Genomic DNA, 21,303 nt, shown 5'->3' with positions numbered 1-21,303 from the left:
AATGGAGGTATATTATGTCTGATAATATTATTATTCGTTTTGAGAATGTTTCAAAATCTTATGACGCAGAAACGACCGTATTAAATAAAATTAACTTAGAATTAGAGCGAGGGAAGTTTTATACATTACTTGGGCCTTCGGGTTGCGGAAAAACAACTATTTTACGATTAATCGCAGGTTTTATGCAGCCTACAAGTGGCAGCATATATTTTAATGGCAAACTAATCAATAACGTACCTGCCAATGAACGACAAGTAAATACAGTATTTCAGGACTATGCTCTGTTTCCACATTTAAATGTATTTGAAAATGTAGCATTCGGTCTTCGAATTAAAAAGCTTGGCAAAAAAGTAATAGAGCAAAAAGTAATAGAAGCATTGAAATTTGTAAACTTAGTAGGCTACGAAAATAGAGAAATTGCTGAAATGTCAGGTGGACAAAAACAACGTGTAGCAATCGCACGTGCAATTGTAAATGATCCAGAGATTATTCTATTGGATGAGCCTCTATCTGCATTAGATTTAAAGTTACGTTCAGAAATGCAATATGAGCTTCGTGAACTTCAGCAGAGACTAGGCAAAACATTTATTTTTGTAACACATGACCAAGAAGAAGCACTAGCAATGTCTGATGAAATCTTCGTTTTAAATGAGGGTGAAATTGAACAAAGTGGTACACCAATGGATATATACGATGAGCCGATTAATCGCTATGTAGCTGACTTTATCGGAGAGTCAAATATTGTTTCAGGCATAATGGTCGCTGATTTCCGCGTGAAAATTGGCGGAAAAGAGTTTGAATGTGTGGACAAAGGACTTAATCCAAATGAAAAAATAGATATCGTCATTCGTCCTGAGGACTTAGAAATTACAGCTGTAGAAAAAGGGAAAATGAAGGTAAAAGTAGATACGCAATTATTCAGAGGAGTTCATTATGAGCTTTCTACTTACGATGACGAAGGCAATGAGTGGCTTGTACATTCTACGAAAAAAGCAGACGTTGGAGAGTTTATTGGTTTAGATTTTGATCCGGAGGCTATTCACGTTATGCGTTTAAATGAAACAGAAGAAGAATTTGATAAACGTCTCGAATCTTATGGAGAAGACGCATATGCAAACTAAAAACACAAAAACTTTTTACTTAATACCATATTATGTGTGGATTATACTATTTGTTATTGCTCCAATTGGGTTGATTGCCTATTATTCTTTTTTCGATTTAAGCGGGAATTTCACTTTAGACAATTATTTTAACTTTTTTACTTCAGTTTACTTAAAGCTAACACTTAGTTCTTTTTGGTATGCTTTTCTAATAACATTTTTCACATTGGTTATTGCATATCCGACAGCCTATTTGCTTACAAAAACGAGACATAAACAATTATGGCTATTGTTAATCATCATTCCCTCTTGGATCAATTTACTATTAAAAACATATGCATTTATCGGTATTTTCGGTTTATATGGTCCAGTGAATGCATTTTTAAATGTATTTGGTATTGGGGAAACACAAATTTTATTCACAGATTTTAGTTTCGTCTTTGTAGCAGTCTATATATTTATTCCATTCATGATTTTACCTATTTTTAACTCTTTGGATAAATTAAATCCATCTCTAGTAGATGCCAGCCGAGATTTAGGCGCATCAAGCTGGACGACATTTTCAAAGGTTATTTTACCGTTAACTATTAATGGTGTAAAAGCTGGGATTCAAGCTGTATTCATTCCTTCCCTTTCGCTATTTATGATTACACGATTGATCGCTGGGAATAAAGTGATTACTTTAGGTACAGCTATTGAGCAGCAATTCTTGGTTACGCAAAACTGGGGAATGGGATCTACTATCGCCGTTTTCTTAATCATATTTATGGTAATAATTATGATCATTACTGGTCAACGTGATAAGGGGGCTACTTCAATTGGAAAAAACAAGTAAGTCAGCTAAATTATATTTAGCCCTTGTATTTATCGTATTATATACACCCATCCTATATTTGATTTTTTACTCTTTTAATAGTGGTGGAAACATGAGTAATTTTGAATCATTCACTTTGGAGCACTACGCTGCTGTGTTCTCTGACACTCGTTTGATCATGATTCTTTTAAACACAGTAATCGTTGCCTTACTTTCTGCCTTAATAGCAACTATCATTGGTGTGTTCGGTTCGATCGGTATTGTATTTATGCGAAATAAATCACTACGCAGGTCTATCCTTTCCTTAAATAATGTTTTAATCGTAAGTCCAGATGTTGTAATTGGGGCATCTTTCTTAATCCTATTTACAGCTATTGGTGTAAAACTTGGTTTTGCATCCGTACTAATATCACATATTGCATTTAGTATTCCAATTGTCGTATTAATGGTATTACCTAAGCTACAAGATATGAATAGCACTTTGATAGATGCAGCAGCAGACCTTGGAGCAACTAGAAGAGACATTTTGACTCGCGTTATTATCCCTTTTGTTAAACCTGGGATTTTCGCAGGATTTTTTATGGCCTTAACATATTCATTAGACGATTTTGCCGTGACATTTTTTGTAACAGGTAATGGTTTCAGTACACTTTCAGTCGAAATTTACTCGATGGCACGAACTGGTATTACATTAACTATTAATGCATTATCTGGAATCATCTTTATCGTGACACTTCTTCTCGTAGTTGGTTATTATTTTGTTAGCCTACGTGGGAAAAACCCTGTCGGAATGGGGGTTCGAAAATGAAAGATATAACAAGAACAGCTATAGGGATCATTGCCGTATGTATCGTTTTATTTGGTATTAACAAATACTTAAGTCAAAACTCTGGTAATGCGGGTAGTGATACCGTAACTATCTTTAACTGGGGAGAATATATTGACCCAGATTTAATTACTCAATTTGAGGAAGAGTCAGGATATCGTGTCGTATATGAGACATTTGACTCCAATGAGGCAATGATGACGAAGATTGAACAAGGCGGTACTTCTTATGATATTGCGGTACCTTCCGAGTACGCAATCGAAAAAATGAAAGAAAATGATTTATTGCTTGAAATTGATCATTCAAAGATTCCGAACTTAAGTAATATCGATCCATACTTTTTAGATTTAGCATTCGACCCAAAAAATAAATACTCCGTTCCTTATTTCTGGGGAACAGTTGGCGTTGTGTTCAATCCTTCCCTTTTAGACGGACAAACTTTTGAAAGTTGGGAAACACTTTGGGATCCTTCTTTAAAAGGTAAAGTTTTATTAGTAGATGGTGCTCGCGAAATCATTGGTATGGGACTGAATAGTCTTGGATATTCTCTTAATTCTACAGATGAAAAAGAATTACTAGAGGCAACAGCTAAATTGAAAAAACTAACTCCAAATGTAAAAGCAATTATTGGGGATGAAGTAACGCAGCTTATGGTGAACGAAGAAGCTGCAGTAGCCGTGACATTCTCTGGACAAGCAGCAGATATGATGTGGGAAAATGAAAGCTTGGATTATGCAGTTCCACTAGAAGGATCTAATTTATGGTTTGATAATATGGTTATTCCAAAAACAGCAGCAAATGTAGAAGGAGCACATGAATTTATCAACTTTATGTTAGGTGCAGAAGTAGCTGCTCAAAATACAGATTATGTTGGATATTCAATTCCGAATGCCGCAGCAGTAGAATTATTAGATGAGGAAGTTACTTCTGATGAGCGTTTCTATCCTCCAGTTGCAGCGAGGGATCATCTAGAAGTGTACAAAAATTTAGGTCTAGAAATGCTCGGTAAATATAACGAGCTGTTTTTAGAGTTTAAAATGAGTGGAAACTAAATGGGAGAGTCGTCGCTAAGACGGCTCTTTTTATTTCTATTCCCATAAATATATAATTCGACACTCGAAAGTTTTTATTCTTTAAGGAATATGGTAGAATCGATAGACGTGTATAAGTATTTACAGAAAGCAGGAATTTTATGGCGAAGAAAACAAATAGCTCAGCATTATATATATTGATGTTTAATATGTTTATTGCTATGTCTGGTATAGGATTAGTTATTCCGGTCATGCCTCAATATTTAGAAACTTTCGGTGTGGCAGGTCAAGCATTAGGATTTATCATTGCTTCCTTTGCATTAGGTCAATTTTTATTTTCTCCTCTTGCAGGTGACCTTTCCGATACATTAGGACGTAAAAAACTAATTATCGTAGGATTGGTTATTTTTTCGGCCTCTCAACTATGGTTTGGGTTAGCAACAGATGAATGGATGCTGTATGCTGCACGATTCATAAGTGGTATCGGTGGAGCCTTTTTAATACCTGCTACAATGGCATTTGTTGCGGATATTACTACATTAGAAGAACGTGGAAAAGGTATGGGATTCTTAGGAGCCTCTATGTCTTTAGGCTTTATGATAGGGCCAGCATTGGGAGGGTTTTTAGCAAGCGTAAGCTTATCATTCCCATTTTTCATGGCATCTTTGGCAGCTTTAATTTCTTCAATAATTTCATTAATCATTTTGCCAGATATTAAAAATGCTGTTTCCGAGATACCACCGGAACCAAAAAAACGCGAAAACATACTCACACAAATGAAAAATTCAGTGAAGACACCTTACTTTATGATGTTAATCATTATATTTGTTTTCACTTTTGGTATTGCAAATTTCCAAACGACATTTTCATTGTATGTAGATCATAAGTATAATTACACTCCTCAAGATATTGCTGTTGTTTTAACAGTCGGCGGATTTATAGGGGTTATTGTTCAAACTTTAGTAGTGGAGAAACTATTTAAACGTTTTGGGGAATTGAATGTTATCTTAGTCAATTTAGTTGTTGCTGCTATTGCATTTTTACTGTTCTTCATTGTAGATGGTTTCGCATTAGTATTACTAGTTGCATCAATATTCTCTACTGCTACTACGCTCATTCGTCCAGCAGTTAATACGGTTATTTCTAAATTAGCTGGTAATGAGCAAGGTTTTGCTGCAGGTATGAATAATGCTTATATGAGTTTGGGTAGTATGATTGGACCAGCACTTGCAGGAATGCTTTTTGATATTGATATTAATTATCCATTTATTGTAGGGTCTATCATTTTACTAGCTTCCTGGGCTATCACACTTATTTGGATTAAAAGAAAAAATCCTGTTATTTAATTAAGAATTTATATTTCTATAGCATTCTTTAAGGGCAAAACCTGTTTCTATCGTTTTCGAAGGGCTTTGGACAGACAGGTCGCCACATTATTACCGAGTGTATTTTTAGAAGAGGCTGGTCGTGACAGATGTCACGACCAGCCTCTTCTTTTATCGGTAATATTATGGCGGTTGTCTATCCGTCGCCCTCCTACAACTCTTAGAAACAGGTAAGTACGTTTTTTGATAACTAGAGAAAAGAATCTTTCCTATTCCTAGAGGTGATGACAGTCTAAGTGCGCGACATCGTGGTGCTCCTGCGCAAAATAAAAAACATTTCGCAACGACTAGGATGAGTGAGACAGATGAAACATCACAAACGACGCGTAGCGACGGTGATGGTTCATCTCTCACCCCGCGGAGGCCAACAGGACGTTGGTCACGAAGGCGTTGCCACACGAGGTGGCGCTTTTAGCCTTTGTTCAAAGATAAGAAAGTATATAAAAATACAGCATGAACACCAGTTTTACAGGGCTATTAAGAATGATTGATACTACTGATTTGCGTTTCAGTGGACGCTTTCCGTGGGCACGGCTTCAATCTCCTCGTCACTACGAAAACATATGCCCCTGCGGTTACTCGTCGCAAAGACGTTGGTCAAATAAAGTTTGACCAACGTCTTTCCTGCGGGACTTTCAGCTCGTGCACCTGTCGCTTCGCTATCGGTGCAGAAAACATTTGCTGTTCCCACAGGAGTCGCCACTTTCACTCCAATCAATTAAATGAGTAGTACTAAACTAGGGGATATTGCATAGACTCTCGCTTAGATAAGAAGAGTAGTAGGAGTTAATGTAGGGATAAAACCGTCTGTTGAATGTAGGAATGAAATTGTGTAAGGAAGGATGAAGATAGTTTTTTACTAGTGGAAATAAGGAAAAATAGGAAGTATCTACCCAACAAAGAAGAGAAATAGCGAACGAAATTGCATCTTCTGGCCCGCATGATGCGGGTCAGGCAGTCGTTGCGAAATGTTTTTTTATTTTGCGACGAGCTTTGCGCAGGAGCACCAAGATGTCGAGTACTTAGACTGTCATCATCTATCCTCCATTATTAGGATAGTATCTTTTCTCTAGTTACCCCAAAAATGAACTAACCCGTTTCTAAAAGTTGTAGAAGGGCGACGGACAGTTAATAGCCATAAGATTACCGAGAAAAAAAGATGCTGGTCGTGACTTCAGTCACGACCAGCATCTTTAAAAAATCAAACGGTAATTATATAGCAATAAGTCTGTCCAAAGCCCTTCGAAAACAGTAGAAACAGGTTTAGATCCTAAAGTACCGGGCGTTTTTTGTCCGGTTTTTCTTACACCGCCTGAAACGGAAATCAACGGTATCGTTTAATTCTAACGGTTATTTTTATACAGTTATCGTTTTTTCTTTTCTCTAACTAATTTCCCTACATTCGTAGTAGTTGTCGTATTAACTGACTCCATTTTTTTAGTTGTTCTTTTAAAAGGAGAAAGCAATAGATTGATACCAAATCTTCTTATTGTGATATCAATAAAGAACAATAAGATTGCTACCAACAGAAGAAATTGTTGGATAGATTGTTTCTCTAAGCTAGAAAGCTCCATTTCCCGGAAAGCTTCCGAAGCATCAGTAAGGATTTTCCCATCTGTTCTACTAGTAATCATCTCGAGAATAGCTGTATTCGGTCTTTGTATTTTGTATTCCTCGCTATAGGGAATGGAAATACCTGCTTGATACACAGCATCCTGTTCATTTGAAATACGGAAGAACACAAGTCCTGGTTCACTGTCTACCGTTACTCTTGCTTTACCCGGCGCAAGTGCTTCAGATGTCAGGGAAAGTTCTTCCCCTTTTTCATTGACTACAGCTACTTCCAGAAATGACGACTTACCAGTTGGATCCGTAACGGTAAATGATTCATCCGATGACTTTTGGATAGAAAAAGGGACTTCACTATAAGCAGGTAATAGCCTCGATACTGCCGTGTTCCAAAAGTCTCCCCAATTACCCCATCTTGCAAAATCTCCGCTCCATTCACCCGTTGAATCCGATGTAAATGCAATCGTGCGACCGAGTCCGTACATCCATTCGGCTAATACAGGATCCTCTTTTTCACTTTCTACAATAACGGAAGCTGTTTGTTTCGGTGTGGTTGCAATATAAGCATTCATTTGCGGTACACCTTCTGCAAATAAGCTTGTCCATGCTGCATCTCCATAAATAGTTGGATAGAATGGATTGTCTTCGATATACGTTCTCGAAATCATTGCTGTCTCTGTGGACATGATAGCAGGAATGGTAGATTCATCTTGGACGTCGTAAAACGTGCCCCCTCCCATTTCTGCTAAGCTTTCTAATAATGCTCTATCCGCATCTTGACCAACTGCAACGGTGGAAACGGTTATTAAATCATTCTTGCCCTCCTCTAACAGTGTTTGATAGTCATTGCTCGCTGCTGACTGACCATCTGTCAATAAAATAATATGTTTTCTCTGTAGTTTGAGAGGTGATAACTTTTCGTATGCTAACGCTAAGCTCGAATAAATTTCCGTTCCTCCGCCTGCCCCAACAGATAGTATACTTTCAGCTGCGGTTTCTGGATCATTTAATGGAGCCGCCTCAATAATTTCCCAAGGTTTATCATCAAATGCAATAAATCCAAGCGTGTCTCCTTCACGAAGCATTTCCACAGAACGTGCCGCAGCTTCCTTCGCATACTCTAATTTTGTTCCACTCATACTACCGGATCGATCCATTACGATGATTAACCCTAAAGAAGGCAATTGCTGCTTTCCTTTTATTTCCATCTCTACTGGTAATAACCGCTCAATTGGACTCTTAAAATAGCCTCCTAAACCAAAGCTACTTTTCCCTCCAACCATCATAAAGCCGACACCGAAGTTTTTCACGGCCTGTTCAATGACCGTCATCTTTTGTTCACCGACGACGTGACCCGGTACATTATCAAAAATAATAGCATCGTATGCTAAATAATTCGATAAATCGAAAGGCAGGACATTCGCATCAATGACATCTGTTTCAATCGCTTGTTGATCAATTACAGCCGCAATATTAGAAGGATTCCCATCATGAGTAACGATTAAAAGTTGTGGCGAGCTTTCCACATTTGTGACACTTGTCAGCTTGTTATTCTCAATCAGCCCATCTTCTGCTAGAACTACTTGTACCTCATATTTAAGTAATCCTTCACCCTTAGATGCATTTCGGAATGTATACGTATTAGTGCCTGGTTCTACATTTATTTGTTCTCGCGTGATTAGCTCATCATTTTGATATAGTAGTAACTCTGCCACTGCATTACTGGTCGCCTCTAGTGTGACATTTAGTTGTTGCTGCTCACCCTCAAAGGCGACAGGTGGTGTCTCAAAGGAAGTTATCGCAACATCTTCTGAGGATAATCTAGCCAATTGAACAACATCAATCGTGACATTTCCTCCAGCAATTTTAACAATTTCATCACTGACAGATCCAGTCGTTTCTAATCCGTCCGTAAAAAGGACAATTCGTGTTGCCTTGTTAGGCTCTACTATGCCTGTTGATAGCTGTAAGGCTTTTGCTAAATCAGTATTTCCCGGTTCTGACATAGGACTAAAAACAGGTAAATTCACTTCACCATCAGTTAAGCTAACTTCCGTTTGAAAGTCCTCTGCAAAAGTATAAACTCCAACCAAATGAGATGCTTTTTTCGATTGTAAGCTTTTGTCTATCCACTCCGTTATTTGCTGATCAGTCCCTTGGAGGGAAGCAGAACGGTCTACCAGAAATAACACTTGTTCTTCCTTAATAGGTAATAATAGATATGGATTTGTAATACCTAAGATTAAACATAGAATAGCTATAATTCGTATACTAAATACTACTTTTCCTTCTCTTTTTAAGAACTTCTTATCTTTTTGCCAAGTCCAAATAAAATAAATACCAATAGGAATTAATAGCAATAGCCAAAGCGGTTGGTCAACTCGTAAATCCACGTCGTCTTTGCACCTCCCACTCTATAACAAATAGCAATATTAGGAAGATTAATATATATGGAACAAAGGAATGGGCTTGGTGGTCATCCACTGCATTTATCTGCTGTCCAGTCACTTTATACGAAGTTCCTTTATTAATCACTTTTTCTTCTTGTGGCAATATAACAGAAAGATTCTTCTCTACACTGTTCGAACGTAGAACATATAAACCTGGTTCTCTTGGTGCAAGGAATTTCCCGCCATTTTCAATAGCGTATTCATATTCATCATCCATCGTATAAATTTCCCACTCTTCCGCCGCTCCAAGGGATAGTGGCTTTCGCTCGTTAGGAGTAAATGTTCCTATATAATCACTACCTACTGAAAGATGCTCCTTCACACTCCACATAAATAGTGGGAATGTCGGACTCAAGGGCCAATCAGTCATCTGAATGTCTGCCAGAATTATTATATTCCCGCTTGGAGAAGTTTGGATGAAAGGATCATCTCCAACCCTAGCAATAGTACTATAGCCGTCTATAGGGGGATATAGCGAGCTTACATATATATCCGATAAATCAGCAAAAGCAAATAATGGAGAATCAGTTGCCTGCACTACCCCATTTACTTCCTTCGGTGAGGTATCGTTCCTGCCTATATATAAAGTTGGTTTGTCATTTTCAGTCTCTATTCCAAATTGATTGGTGACAATTATACCCTCTTCCTTTAACAACCCTAATTGTTCTGAAGGGACACTACTCACATTAATATCTAAAGATTGAAAGGCAGTTCGAACAAGCGAATGAATGGAGCTATCAATGAAAACATTAGACAATTGATCCTGCATGAATACAATATTCTCATTATCTAAAAGGTAAGAATCTTGGATATCTATATTTGCTTTCAAATAACTCGATTTCACTAGTTCATCAAAAGATAACGTAACCGTTTCTTTTGGTGGCAATTGAACTACTTCATTTACCAACCGCTTCTCTTCATTGAATATCGTCAACTCGGTAACGAGCTCTTTATCTGACTGGTTTTCGAGTTGAATTAGCGTAGAGATTCCATTTGCAGTTTCTGTTGCACCAAAACGTTTAATAGATGCATTCGTAATATCGGAAGTTAACGCTTCTACATTCCAGCTTACATTTTCATGTTGCAAAGGAAGGGATTTCCTATCTAATTCATCGGTAAAAATATACACAGTGGTCGCTTTGTTTTGGAAAAAAGATTGGGCAAAATCCAATGATTTTGACATATTTTCTGCTTCATAGCTTATCTCAAGTTTCTTAATTTCCTTTATCATTTGCTCTGTATTCGTTTCTTGTCGTAAAAGGACAGCTGGTTCGTTTCCAGTTGTGATTAAAGTAAGTGGCTTGCCTGCTAACTGCCCCACTAGCTCAAGCATTTTCGCCCTATGCTGTTCAAAAAGTGTAGTAGTATTATTCTTATTTACTTTCATCGTTGCAGAAGTATCAACAATCAATACAATCTGTTCCCCAGCAATTGCTTTCGTTTTCCAATATGGTTGTAGCAATGCTAAAACAAGCAAAAGCATGGCAAGCATTTGTAAATAAAACAAAGCATTCCGCTGCAAATGCTGCAAATAAGGAGAAGCTTTCGTTTCCTTCATCGCCTCCTGCCAAAACAAAGTAGAAGAAACAGATTGTTTTACATATTTTTTCCGAAAAAAATAATACATAAGCACAGCGATTGGGAAAATGGCTGTCCAAGCATATATTAACTGATTAATACCCAAAGTTTTTCACCTCACTGCACCCAATTTGCTCGTAGTAATTGATGAAACATTGTATGCGAAATACCTTCATCTGCATTTACTTGAAGTATTTTAACACCAAACTTATGACAAAGTAGTTCTAATCGTTGTTGATGCTCTTTTCTTTCCTGGTGATAGGCTTCTAGTACTCTAGCGGATATGGATACATTTACTTGATCGGATGTTTCAATATCCTCTAACTGTACATCTCCACCGTATGACGGAGCTAGCTCCTCGCCAGTAACTACTTGTAAAATTCTAATATCACCAGCGAATTTCGGTAGTTTTTGTAAGAATCTTTCCCATGATTCAATACTTTCTAAGCAATCCGTTATAACAAACAAAACAGTACTATCTTTCGGTAAAAAAGGTAGTGCATTATCTGAAAAGGAGGAACCCATTGTTGGTTCATCTATGTCAGAAATAGTTTGAATGAAGGCTTTGCGGTAAGTAGCTCCCTTTCTTCTAAAAGGAGGCTTATTCCCTTCACTAACCGCCGAAAAGGATAATCGATCATCTCTTTGTAATACAAGAATTCCTAAAGAAGCTGCTAATTGCTTAGCAAAGGTCCATTTAAGAGGATCTCCCATAGACTTAGTCGTATCAAGTAAAATATGTACCCGCATTTCTTGTTCATCTAAAAACCGTTTGATAAAATACTTATCGGTACGTGCGTAAACATTCCAATCTATTTGCCGAACATCGTCCCCTGGTGAGTACTCCCGAAAGTCTGAAAAATCTAGTGAAGCACCAAAACGCTGAGAGCGATGGGACCCTTTATGCTGACCCCTTAGTTTCGATTTAGTTGTTATGGATAATCTACTAAGCTTCCCCGCCCAATCCTTTGGAACTAATTGTTCGATACTCATATAACTTGACCTTGCTTAACTGTTTGTAAGATAAGATCGATTAGCTCATCTGCCGTTTTCCCTTCTGCTTCTCCTTCATAATTTAGTAATAAACGATGTCTGAGTACTGGTTTAGCAACTGTTTTAATATCAGCAATCGATACATGATAACGTCCAGCAACTAACGCTCTCGCTTTGGCAAGCTTGATAAGACTTTGTAATCCACGAGGACCACTTCCGTATTGAACATACTGAGCAATTTCAGGAATGCTTGCATCTTCAGGATGTGTCGCTGCAATGATATCTACTGCGTATTCCAGCATATCATCTGCGATAAGCACTTCCTTTACCATCTGCTGTGCATGAACTATTTCTTCTGCATGCATTATTTTATTCAAAGGAATTATTTGTCCGCCAGTCGTACGTTTAGTAATTTCCATTAACTCTGCTTTGGAAGGATAGGAAACTAGTATTTTGCATAGGAAACGGTCCATTTGTGCTTCTGGTAATGGATAGGTCCCTTCCATTTCAATTGGGTTTTGCGTAGCAAGCACAAAGAATGGTCGATCCATTTGTTTGGTATCCCCTAGCACGGTAACGGTTTTCTCCCCCATAGCTTCTAGAAGTGCACTTTGTGTTTTCGGTGTTGCTCGATTTATCTCATCCGCTAGCACCATCTGACTAAAAATTGGTCCCTTTTGAAAGGTAAATTGTTGTTTTCCACTTTCTAATCGTTCAATCATGCTCGTACCTGTAATATCTGATGGCATTAAATCTGGAGTGAATTGAATACGTGAAAAGGATAAATCTAACACTTCCGAAACTGTTCGGATAAGCATAGTTTTACCTAATCCAGGTAGTCCTTCTAAAAGAGCATGCCCATCTGCCAACACACAATAGATCGAAAATTCAACTGCCTCTTTCTGTCCAACGATAAATTTCCCTATTTCTGTCCGAACATCATCCAAACGCTTACTCATATTGATGTAATCTTCTGTTGTAAAAGTCATATTTCCCTCCGTTATTCGCTATTTTCAACTGACGAAAAGTAATCTTGAACAATTCTCTGTAAATCGGATGGTAACTGCATACGCTCGGAGCTTTTTATATAGGACTCGGAATATTCATTGACCACCTCTTCATATGGCCTTGCCGAACCACGAGTTATCGGGGTATCTGCCGATTGCTCACTTGCGGACTCTCCGTCTCCAAGTTCACCTGAATCGACCGAAGTTTCACCTGTTCCTCCAATTCTTGCTGGAATAGAAAGTAAGTCCCTACCTCCTGAACCTAAACCTGCACCAGATCCTGTTCCTTGACCTTGACCTTGACCTTGACCTTGTCCTTGTCCTTGCCCTTGTCCTTGCCCTTGTCCTTGCCCTTGTCCTTGTCCTTGCCCTTGTCCTTGCCCTTGTCCTTGTCCTTGCCCTTGTCCTTGCCCTTGTCCTTGCCCTTGTCCTTGCCCTTGTCCTTGCCCTTGTCCTTGCCCTTGTCCTTGCCCTTGTTGATTCGGTTGAGTTTTTCCTGGTTTACCTTTAGTGTTACTAGAATTTTGTGCGTTATTATTTCCCTGGGCTATTGCACTTGAACCGAATGGTAGTGATTTCCCCATCTTACTTAGTCTAGTTTGAGATTTGGATGCATTTTTTGCTAGTGAATTATTAACATCCTCTAAAGAAGCTAGCTCTTTTTGCTCCATGGCCGTTAAGGAAGATTCCGAAGTACCTTTCTGCTCGGCTACCTCTTTCTTTTGTGCAAGCTTCTGTTCTTTGAGTGCTAACTCTTTTTGCTTTTTCACTACTTCACGTAAAGCTTCTTCTGCAGTATCTAATTCCTTTAATTTTTCTTTAAGATCCTCCAATTCTTTCTTAACTGGCTTTGATAATTCCTTTTTCTCAAGCTTACTAACTTCTTTCTTTAGTTCCTTTACAATTTCCTTCTCTTGTTCTAAATCCTTAGCCTCTAATTGTGTAGCGGCTGGGAATACATACAAACTGAGAACCGCTGCAAGTGCCAAAACAAATCCCAAAATCCACTTCGGCTGAAAATACTTTTTTTCGCGCTTCTTGAATAGTTGGAAAGCAATTTCACTGTTTTTCTCCGCTTTGTCTATTAAACCGATAGCGAGAAATGATTTATCTCCGAGAAAAGCTAAAGCACTTACTAATAAATTATCCAAATAGAAGGAATCCAACTTTTGTACTACTTCGTTCTTAGAAGGCCTTTTCCAAAAAGCATACAAAAACGTACCTATAAAAACAGAACCTCCAACAAGGATGGAAGTTCTTAAATAATATGGAAAGACAAACAAACGAGATACTAAAAGAAAAATCGCGGTGGCACTAAAACCATAAAATAAGGCAGCTTGGAGCATTCTAATATAATGCTCCACTGCAAGTCTATTTTTAGCTCTCTGAACATAACGGATTAACTTCTTTGGACTATTCATCTATTGTCCTCCTCATTTTGCCCGCTTCATATTTACCCGCAATTTTTTAACTGATATAAAAATAGCAAATGCCGTAATACAAATATAAAAGATTGCATAGCCTGCCCAAATTGGGAAATCTACCTTCGTTGAATCTGATATAAAAGTATCTGACCCTGGTGATACAAGCGTTAGTACTAAAACGACTGGGTTAATACTTGCAAAGAAATGACCAACCGGTGAAGATGATATAGAACCCGCTACCATGGTATTCATTCCTGTAATAACTAAGTAAATAAAACCAGTTACTGCACTTAAAAAGATCATCGTTCCATAGGTTGCTATCATAGAAACAATTGTTTTACGAATAATCGTCGAGTACATAATTCCAATACTTCCGATAGCAAGCATTGTTATAAAGAAAAACAAGAAAATAATCCCTAATTGACCTGGTGATACCCCACCGAATAAGAAAACCATGCTATAAATCGGCAATCCAGCTATTAATAACAATAGTAAAAAGGCAACAGATGATGTTAATTTGCCAAAAATAATTTGAAATGAAGACTGAGCTGTCGTTAATAAAATATTCAATGTTTGTTTTTCTCTCTCTGAGCTAATAGCACCTGCTGTTAAACCTGGAGTGATGAAAAGTATTAACCCCAATTGAATATAGGTAAGCATTGTAAACATAAAAAAGCTTTCCTCTGGACGGAAATAACCGGTTCCCGAAAATTGAGTCGTTAGTAAAATAAATCCAAAGACAAAAATACACATAGCTATTAAATAAAATAAGATTCCTATAAAACTTTTTGGGGAACGAAAGCGCAACTTTATTTCTTTTACCAATACTGGATTAGAAAACATCTGCTTCATATTATTTCGCTCCTTTCGTAATTTCCATAAAGACATCCTCTAAATCCGTTTCTGTTTCGGAGAAGGAAATAATTCTAATCGGATGATCCAACGCTTTTTTAAGTAAATTGATTTGATCGTCCTCGGTCCCTCGATAATTGAAGGTAACTGAATTTTTCTCTGCGTACAACTCTACTGAGGATACAAAAGGATCCTCCTCAAAAAAAGTTGCTACATTTTCTAATAATCCCTTCACCTTCACCGTAATATGTCTTTCCCCTGCAAGCTGTGCCTGAATGTCTGCTACAGAGCCGTGTGCGATAAGTCTTCCCCCATCAATCACACCTATTTCATCACACATTTCAGCTAACTCTGGTAATATATGCGAGGAAATGAGGATGGTTTTGCCCATCCCTTTTAGCTGTTTTAGAATATCTCTCATCTCTACACGCGCCCGTGGATCAAGTCCGGAAGCGGGTTCATCTAATATTAGAACCTGTGGATCATGTATTAATGAACGAGCCAAACATAAGCGTTGTTTCATCCCTCGTGAAAGTAAATCGACATATTCATACCGTTTATTGGTCAAGTTGACTAACTCAAGCAACTGCGGAATTAATATCTTTCTCTCTGCTTCTGAAATTCCATAGCTTGCACCGTAAAAATCTAAATACTCATTCGCTTTTAATTGATCGTATACCCCAAAAAAGTCAGGCATATAACCAATCAGTTTGCGCACTTCACTTGCATCTGTCCTTACGCTTTTGCCATTTACAAAGGCATCTCCAGAGGTCGGTTGGAGCAATGTAGCCAGTATAGAAAAGGTTGTCGACTTACCTGCTCCATTGGCTCCAACAAAACCAAACACGGTGCCAGCTTGTAGGGTTAAATTTATGTCATTTAAAGCATAAAATGAGCCATACTTTTTAGTTAATCCTTTAATTTCTATCATTACTTCACTTCCCCCTTCATACGCACTTCTGGAAGTCGTGTATATGGATCACCTTGTGCTGATTTTTTGATTAATTTGTATTGGATTACTCCTGCTTCATCGATATAAGTATCTATATTTTCAGTTAAAGTAAATCGGCTTTCTGTTATTTCTTCGAATGATTCTGTTTTTAAATTCCAAATTTCAATCGTATGGGAATTGCGATCTGTATTCGCTATTTGTAACTGTGTCCAATTAACCTTATCTAAAGGAAGGGTTTCTGGTATTTTCCAGTACACATTATATTCACCATCATCTAAATACCACTCGAGGCTATTACCTTGAACCGGCTCCATATACTTCCCAAATTGTTCGGTATTCACCACGACTGAAAATGTATTAGCTGGAAGGGTAAATTCTCCAGAGAAAATAGTAGTAGCTGTGAAAGGTTGAATAACTAAATGCAATGCAGAAAGCTCAACTTTTTTGTCCTTCATTTCTATTGGAAGAATATTGTCCTCTGCAAAGCCAGTTATAACTGGAGTCGTGTTAGTATTATTAAATATAATACTGGATGAATATAGAGCTTGTTTTCGTTGGGTCATTAAATCGATTTGGTTGTTTGCAATTGGACCGTAATTTGTACTAGCATATGGGTTGGAAATTGGCATAAGCATAACAGTACCTAATTCTTTTTCAACTTCTAGCTTTTCTCCAGCAGCTAAATCACCCAATTTATGCAGTTTACTACCTGACCAAATAGCGACATCCTTTAAGCCAAAGGGAAAATTATTTTGAACAGTCCCGAGAATCTTACTAGAATCGACTCTTAAATCAACGTCGAAATTACCTACATCCTGAATTTGTGTCTCTCCAAACAACGAAGATACCGACCAATAACCAACATCTCTGAATGTTAGTTCACTATTCGTTGCATGTTTTTCCATTATTGCATGCTCATGTACATTAGCTGTTTGACCCGTAAACGAGTTTGTACCTCTCTTAGCAACCATCGTAGTAGTAATAGGTGCTTCAACAGAGAAGTCTCCTCCTTTATTACTTAAAATCGATTCCGCATAATGTCCGCTGAGACTACTATCTTCATTTACTTGAAGGAACGAGGATTGCTGTACTTGAGGTCTTGCTAATCGATCCTTTGCACCGTAGCCAAAAATTGCCAGAGATGCGATGATCGCAGTAAGCGGAATAATTCCCCAGGCATACTCTCGTTTATCTTTTCTTTTCAAAATTATATAAAGCAATGGAACGATAATGATCATATAAAAAACTACAATTCCAATCATTAGCGGTGTAGATACTTTAAAGGAACTAAATAACGAATTCGTTTCCCCTAAATTATAAACAAGCTCGTCTTTCATATTATTACCGTTCATACTTTGTGTATTATTCACTTGAACTGCCTGCAATATAGTGGACATCAAATCACTATAAACAGGATCCGCTGCCAAAGGGGCATCCCCTAGTGAAAAAGTAGTTTGAATAATCGTTCCGCTACCGACTTGTTTCTTACCGGCAAGTAATGTCCCATCTAGTTGTATTAATGGTGAAGACTCACTAGATAAAGTTGCATCATGTATCTTTAAGTCATTGGACAATAAGTTTTTTGCTGTTAAGGCACTTACTTGTTGAGGTGTTAAATTTTGAGATGTTGTATGTAAATTTAGTGGTAAATAACTACTAAGATTTCCAAGCTCTGCCGTTACATTATCGGAAGCACCAACTACAATTATTCCACCAGAAGAGACATAATTGATAAGTGCCTGCTGTTGTTTTTCTGTTAAATCAGCAATCACAAACTCGTCAATAATAATGTAATCCGCCATTTGCCATGCAACTGCTTCGTCTGGTAAAACAAAGTTACTTTGTTGTGCTACATGAATAATTTCATCATTCACTTGATTTGGTTGCTTCAGTTGATTGAGAACCTTTAAGCGATCCGCACTTTCCGTTAACGTTAAATAGTAGATAGTTGCAGGATCTTGAAAACTAGTTCTGAACGTTTTATTTCCTTTGAAAGCGATGGATTTACCTTTTTCCCAACCTCCTTCAAAAAAGTGAATCATTTGAACATTATTACCTTGATACATATAATCCTCTGCTAATCCACTTGCTGCAATTTGAATGGTCTTTGTTTCACCTGCGCCAATTTCAAAGGGAATTGACTGGGCATTCCCTAAATTATAGGATTCTGCTATATCTAGGACGATGTCGCCTGAAAATGCATCTCCTTTATTTTCCACTGTTAGTGAAATAGGCAACCCCTCGCCATATTTAGCTTTCCCATTAAATCCAGTTGTTACCTTTACATTTAGTTCAGGTGCTGCTAATGCTTCTATGGATGGCGAAAAAATAAAATAAATCATAAGTGCTGAAATAACCATCATTAACTTTTTAATATGCATCTTTTTCCCCCCTTGTCCGTATATGTATTAGTACGATAATGGAATAGTTAGGTTCCTTCATTTAAAATTATTCGCATGTTTTTTTACAATTTCGACAAATGCATTAACCTGAGGCAAATTAAAAGCTGCATCATATCCAATGAGCCATGTATCCCTAGTCAATTCAAATTGCTCTTCATTGTTTGTTAAAGGAATTTTATTCACTTCCTCATGTCCAGTTAACGTGATAGACGGTAGTATTGCATATCCAATCCCATTTAAAGCCATTTGTTTGCAAGTTTCAATTTGATCGACGATAATTTGTCTTTTAGGATTAATGGCAAAATGCTTTTGCCACCATTGTTGAATTTCTTGATAGTAGTTAGAATCACTTTTAAATTGGATAAAAGGCTTTTCCGTCGTCAACACTTCATCGATGGACGTCATCTCCTTGTCCACCAAATATAAAGTATCTCTAAATAGATGAATTTTATTTCCCTTCCAATCAGATTGGCCACGCACTATCCCAATTTGTGCCTCTCCATCGTAAATAGATTTAACAATTTCCGAGCTCCAACCTGTCAACAGGGAAATTTTTGCTTCCGGGTAAGTTTGTACAAAGTCCTTTAATACTTTTGGTAACCAGTTTTGACCAACAATCGAAGCACAGGCAATTTTCAAGGTCCCATGTACTTTTGACGATAATGACTGAATCGCTTCAAATACTTCTTCTCTTTGCTGAAGTATTTGGTTGGCAAACTCAATGACTAGTTCTCCTTCCGGCGTAGCAGTTAAACCTTTTTGAGATCTCAAAAAAAGCTTTGCATTCCATTCTTTTTCAATTGTTTGTAGTCTTAGCGATAAAGCTGGCTGAGATAGAAACAACCTTTCCGCCGCTTTTCGCATATTTTGTTCCTCAGCTAATGTTTTAATAATTAGAAAATCTGTTACCATGAACTCTTCCTCTTTTCAAATGAGATTGTGGAATCATTATACTACTTATCTTTATAAGATTTTTATAGGCTAATTGCACAATCAAGTTAGCCACCTAAATTCAAACAAAAAAATGGCCATTATAAAATTTCGTGTATCATTGAAGTTACGAGACTAACAATGAGAGGAAGTTTTATAATGGCACAAACCGAGAATACCATACAAAACCGTAAGACCAAACACTTACCCCCTTTCCCCTTGCTGCGATAGATAGGGGCTTGCGTTCCGTTGATTGTACAACGAACTTATCATCACTGAAACCAAAAGACATTGCATCCTTGATAATGAATGTTAATGACAATGCAACCAATACTTTCATTCAACAAATTCGTAGAAATTTGTCCATCTTAGAAAGACCCTAAACCACTGCACGGGGTGATGGAAAAAGTTACATCTATTCCAATTTCAATCCCAAATATGCTCACATTGCTATCACCATCCTTAGAACCTATTACAATTTTTGTTTCCCTTTTAAATCGAACGGAACAATGGATACACCTGTCCAACCATTAGGAATTGCGGATAAAAAATTCGACATTAAAGATATCATTTATCTAAGGTAGTTTGCTTTGTATTAAGCGAACTTATTTCTTGGTGGAAATCAGGAAATTTATGTTAAAAAAATTTATATTTGGGAGTGGAATAGATGAATGATTTTAATTCGAAGTCCAATTAATATATCACTATCAAGAAAACTTTTATATTCGAGTTTAATATTTATCTTAGGGGTTATTTTAGGCTTATTTTCCAAGATGCTTGAAACACCCCAAAGTATTTCATTACCCTATTTTCTTGAAATATTTGATTTAAGGAACTTCTTTTCTCGTATGGGAGTTTGGATTTTTCTTGCGGTAGTTATATCTATGTATAGTAAATCACCTATAAGGTCTGCTTTAAATGTTTTTTTGTTTTTTGCAGGTATGGTTGGTAGCTATTTTCTATACACAGTTCTGGTAGCAGGATTTTTCCCTAAATCTTATATGATGATTTGGATTGTAATGACTGTTATTTCGCCATTTTTGGCTTTTGTTTGTTGGTATGCAAAAGGAAAAGGTATCATTGCAATTTCTATCTCAACTATAATATTTATGTTTATTTCAAGACAGACTTTTGCATTTGGGTTTTGGTATTTTGATATTATGAATATATTGGAATTTTTACTTTGGATAGCAACAATTTTTGTTTTATATCAGTCTCCAAAACAAATAATCAAAGTTCTTTCAATAGGATTACTTCTTTTCTTCCTAACTGCTCAAACCAATTTATTTTGGGGAATGTTGTAGGCTTACAGCATTCTTTTTATAAATTGAGGATTGCGAAAAGTCGTATTTGCATCTAAACCCTTCTGTGGCGACCTTGTTGAATAAAAGGCAAATTAGATTAATTAATTATTTTGTCAAAAAATGCTCAGACCTATCTGAGCGTTTTTACTTTCCATTTATATAACCAATTTGCTGTCAAAACATATGCTAATTAGCTTGTTTTTTACATTGTTATTAGTGTTTTTCGCCCCATCAACCGAAGCCGTAAAAAAAACGCCCGGTCCTTTAGGATCTAAACCTGCTTCTACTGTTCTCGAATGGCTTTGTACAGACTTATTGCTATATAAATTACCGTTTGATTTTTTAAAGATGCTGGTCGTGACTGAAGTCACGACCAGCATCTCTTTTTCTCGGTAATCTTATGGCTATTAACTGTCCGTCTCCCTTCTACAACTTTTAGAAACAGGTAAGTACATTTTTGGATAACTAGAGAAAAGATACTTTCCTATTCATAGCGGTGGATGAAAGATGACAGTCTAAGTACGCGACATCGTGGTGCTCCTGCGCAAAGCTCGTCGCAAAATAAAAAAACATTTCGCAACGGCTGCCTGACCCGCATCGTGCGGGCAAACGTTGCCGCAGGACGCGGCGAACTTAGATTGCCTTCCCTTTGAGAGGTGGCGCTCTTAGCCTTTGTACTCCACCTG

The 21,303-nt window shown here is 37.3% G+C and carries 15 protein-coding genes and 1 pseudogene; 7 read left to right on the top strand and 9 right to left on the bottom strand.

Going from position 1 to position 21,303, the window contains the following annotated elements:
- The first annotated feature begins 14 nt into the window (after nt 1-14).
- The 5 genes from LDK52_RS17730 to LDK52_RS17710 all read left to right on the top strand — a co-directional run bounded on the left by LDK52_RS17730 (nt 15) and on the right by LDK52_RS17710 (nt 5,117).
- Nucleotides 15-1,121 carry an ABC transporter ATP-binding protein gene (locus LDK52_RS17730; protein WP_277587251.1) on the top strand — a complete coding sequence of 369 codons (1,107 nt, stop codon included), beginning with the start codon at nt 15-17 and terminating at the stop codon, nt 1,119-1,121.
- A complete protein-coding gene (locus LDK52_RS17725) occupies nt 1,111-1,935 on the top strand; it encodes an ABC transporter permease (protein ID WP_277587250.1) in 825 nt (274 codons plus the stop codon). Before LDK52_RS17730 ends, LDK52_RS17725 begins: the two co-directional genes overlap by 11 nt.
- Complete coding sequence (locus LDK52_RS17720) at nt 1,919-2,722, top strand: ABC transporter permease (RefSeq protein ID WP_277587249.1); 804 nt, start codon at nt 1,919-1,921, stop codon at nt 2,720-2,722. Before LDK52_RS17725 ends, LDK52_RS17720 begins: the two co-directional genes overlap by 17 nt.
- Nucleotides 2,719-3,792: an ABC transporter substrate-binding protein gene (locus LDK52_RS17715; RefSeq protein WP_277587248.1), complete on the top strand. Its 1,074-nt coding sequence runs from the start codon at nt 2,719-2,721 to the stop codon at nt 3,790-3,792. The genes LDK52_RS17720 and LDK52_RS17715 overlap by 4 nt, the downstream gene beginning before the upstream one ends.
- A gap of 140 nt (nt 3,793-3,932) precedes the next feature.
- Nucleotides 3,933-5,117: an MFS transporter gene (locus LDK52_RS17710; RefSeq protein ID WP_277587247.1), complete on the top strand. Its 1,185-nt coding sequence runs from the start codon at nt 3,933-3,935 to the stop codon at nt 5,115-5,117.
- 1,403 nt (nt 5,118-6,520) lie between these two features.
- On the opposite strand, the gene LDK52_RS17705 is transcribed toward LDK52_RS17710, so the two are convergent.
- From LDK52_RS17705 to LDK52_RS17665, 9 genes are read right to left on the bottom strand one after another with little or no spacing between them, the layout of a single operon-like run.
- A complete protein-coding gene (locus tag LDK52_RS17705; protein ID WP_277587246.1) occupies nt 6,521-9,118 on the bottom strand; it encodes a VWA domain-containing protein in 2,598 nt (865 codons plus the stop codon).
- The gene (locus tag LDK52_RS17700; protein WP_277587245.1) at nt 9,102-10,859 is read right to left on the bottom strand and encodes a vWA domain-containing protein; all 1,758 of its coding nucleotides are present in this window, start codon (nt 10,857-10,859) and stop codon (nt 9,102-9,104) included. Before LDK52_RS17700 ends, LDK52_RS17705 begins: the two co-directional genes overlap by 17 nt.
- 11 nt (nt 10,860-10,870) lie before the next feature.
- Nucleotides 10,871-11,746, bottom strand: a complete 876-nt coding sequence (locus LDK52_RS17695; protein ID WP_277587244.1) for a DUF58 domain-containing protein — start codon at nt 11,744-11,746, stop codon at nt 10,871-10,873.
- The gene (locus LDK52_RS17690; RefSeq protein ID WP_277587243.1) at nt 11,743-12,735 is read right to left on the bottom strand and encodes an AAA family ATPase; all 993 of its coding nucleotides are present in this window, start codon (nt 12,733-12,735) and stop codon (nt 11,743-11,745) included. The genes LDK52_RS17695 and LDK52_RS17690 overlap by 4 nt, the downstream gene beginning before the upstream one ends.
- An 11-nt stretch (nt 12,736-12,746) precedes the next feature.
- Entirely contained in the window at nt 12,747-14,174 is a 1,428-nt protein-coding gene (locus LDK52_RS17685) for a hypothetical protein (protein ID WP_277587242.1), read from the bottom strand.
- 12 nt (nt 14,175-14,186) lie between these two features.
- The gene (locus LDK52_RS17680; RefSeq protein ID WP_277587241.1) at nt 14,187-15,029 is read right to left on the bottom strand and encodes an ABC transporter permease; all 843 of its coding nucleotides are present in this window, start codon (nt 15,027-15,029) and stop codon (nt 14,187-14,189) included.
- A gap of 1 nt (nt 15,030) precedes the next feature.
- Nucleotides 15,031-15,960 (bottom strand): ABC transporter ATP-binding protein, encoded by a 930-nt coding sequence (locus LDK52_RS17675; protein WP_277587240.1) that lies wholly within the window; start codon nt 15,958-15,960, stop codon nt 15,031-15,033.
- Nucleotides 15,960-18,362, bottom strand: a complete 2,403-nt coding sequence (locus tag LDK52_RS17670; RefSeq protein WP_277587239.1) for a hypothetical protein — start codon at nt 18,360-18,362, stop codon at nt 15,960-15,962. The genes LDK52_RS17675 and LDK52_RS17670 overlap by 1 nt, the downstream gene beginning before the upstream one ends.
- 57 nt (nt 18,363-18,419) lie before the next feature.
- A complete protein-coding gene (locus LDK52_RS17665; protein ID WP_277587238.1) occupies nt 18,420-19,295 on the bottom strand; it encodes a LysR family transcriptional regulator in 876 nt (291 codons plus the stop codon).
- 233 nt (nt 19,296-19,528) lie between these two features.
- Between LDK52_RS17665 and LDK52_RS20035 the strand changes: the two are divergent.
- Nucleotides 19,529-19,897 (top strand): annotated as a pseudogene (locus LDK52_RS20035) (insertion element protein); the annotation flags it as partial.
- Nucleotides 19,898-19,984: 87 nt separating this feature from the next.
- Nucleotides 19,985-20,617: a hypothetical protein gene (locus LDK52_RS17660; RefSeq protein WP_277587237.1), complete on the top strand. Its 633-nt coding sequence runs from the start codon at nt 19,985-19,987 to the stop codon at nt 20,615-20,617.
- The last annotated feature ends 686 nt before the right edge of the window (nt 20,618-21,303 follow it).

The sequence above is a fragment of the Psychrobacillus antarcticus genome (assembly GCF_029533155.1).
GTDB classification, from domain to species: domain Bacteria; phylum Bacillota; class Bacilli; order Bacillales_A; family Planococcaceae; genus Psychrobacillus; species Psychrobacillus antarcticus.
This window is presented reverse-complemented; position numbering and strand designations above follow the sequence as displayed.

Coding starts and splice junctions, on each gene's coding strand:
- LDK52_RS17730 (WP_277587251.1), top strand. CDS start 15: ATGTCTGATAATATTATTATTCGTTTTGAGAATGTTTCAAAATCTTAT.
- LDK52_RS17725 (WP_277587250.1), top strand. CDS start 1,111: ATGCAAACTAAAAACACAAAAACTTTTTACTTAATACCATATTATGTG.
- LDK52_RS17715 (WP_277587248.1), top strand. CDS start 2,719: ATGAAAGATATAACAAGAACAGCTATAGGGATCATTGCCGTATGTATC.
- LDK52_RS17710 (WP_277587247.1), top strand. CDS start 3,933: ATGGCGAAGAAAACAAATAGCTCAGCATTATATATATTGATGTTTAAT.
- LDK52_RS17695 (WP_277587244.1), bottom strand. CDS start 11,746: ATGAGTATCGAACAATTAGTTCCAAAGGATTGGGCGGGGAAGCTTAGT.
- LDK52_RS17690 (WP_277587243.1), bottom strand. CDS start 12,735: ATGACTTTTACAACAGAAGATTACATCAATATGAGTAAGCGTTTGGAT.
- LDK52_RS17685 (WP_277587242.1), bottom strand. CDS start 14,174: ATGAATAGTCCAAAGAAGTTAATCCGTTATGTTCAGAGAGCTAAAAAT.
- LDK52_RS17680 (WP_277587241.1), bottom strand. CDS start 15,029: ATGAAGCAGATGTTTTCTAATCCAGTATTGGTAAAAGAAATAAAGTTG.
- LDK52_RS17675 (WP_277587240.1), bottom strand. CDS start 15,960: ATGATAGAAATTAAAGGATTAACTAAAAAGTATGGCTCATTTTATGCT.
- LDK52_RS17670 (WP_277587239.1), bottom strand. CDS start 18,362: ATGCATATTAAAAAGTTAATGATGGTTATTTCAGCACTTATGATTTAT.
- LDK52_RS17665 (WP_277587238.1), bottom strand. CDS start 19,295: ATGGTAACAGATTTTCTAATTATTAAAACATTAGCTGAGGAACAAAAT.
- LDK52_RS17660 (WP_277587237.1), top strand. CDS start 19,985: ATGATTTTAATTCGAAGTCCAATTAATATATCACTATCAAGAAAACTT.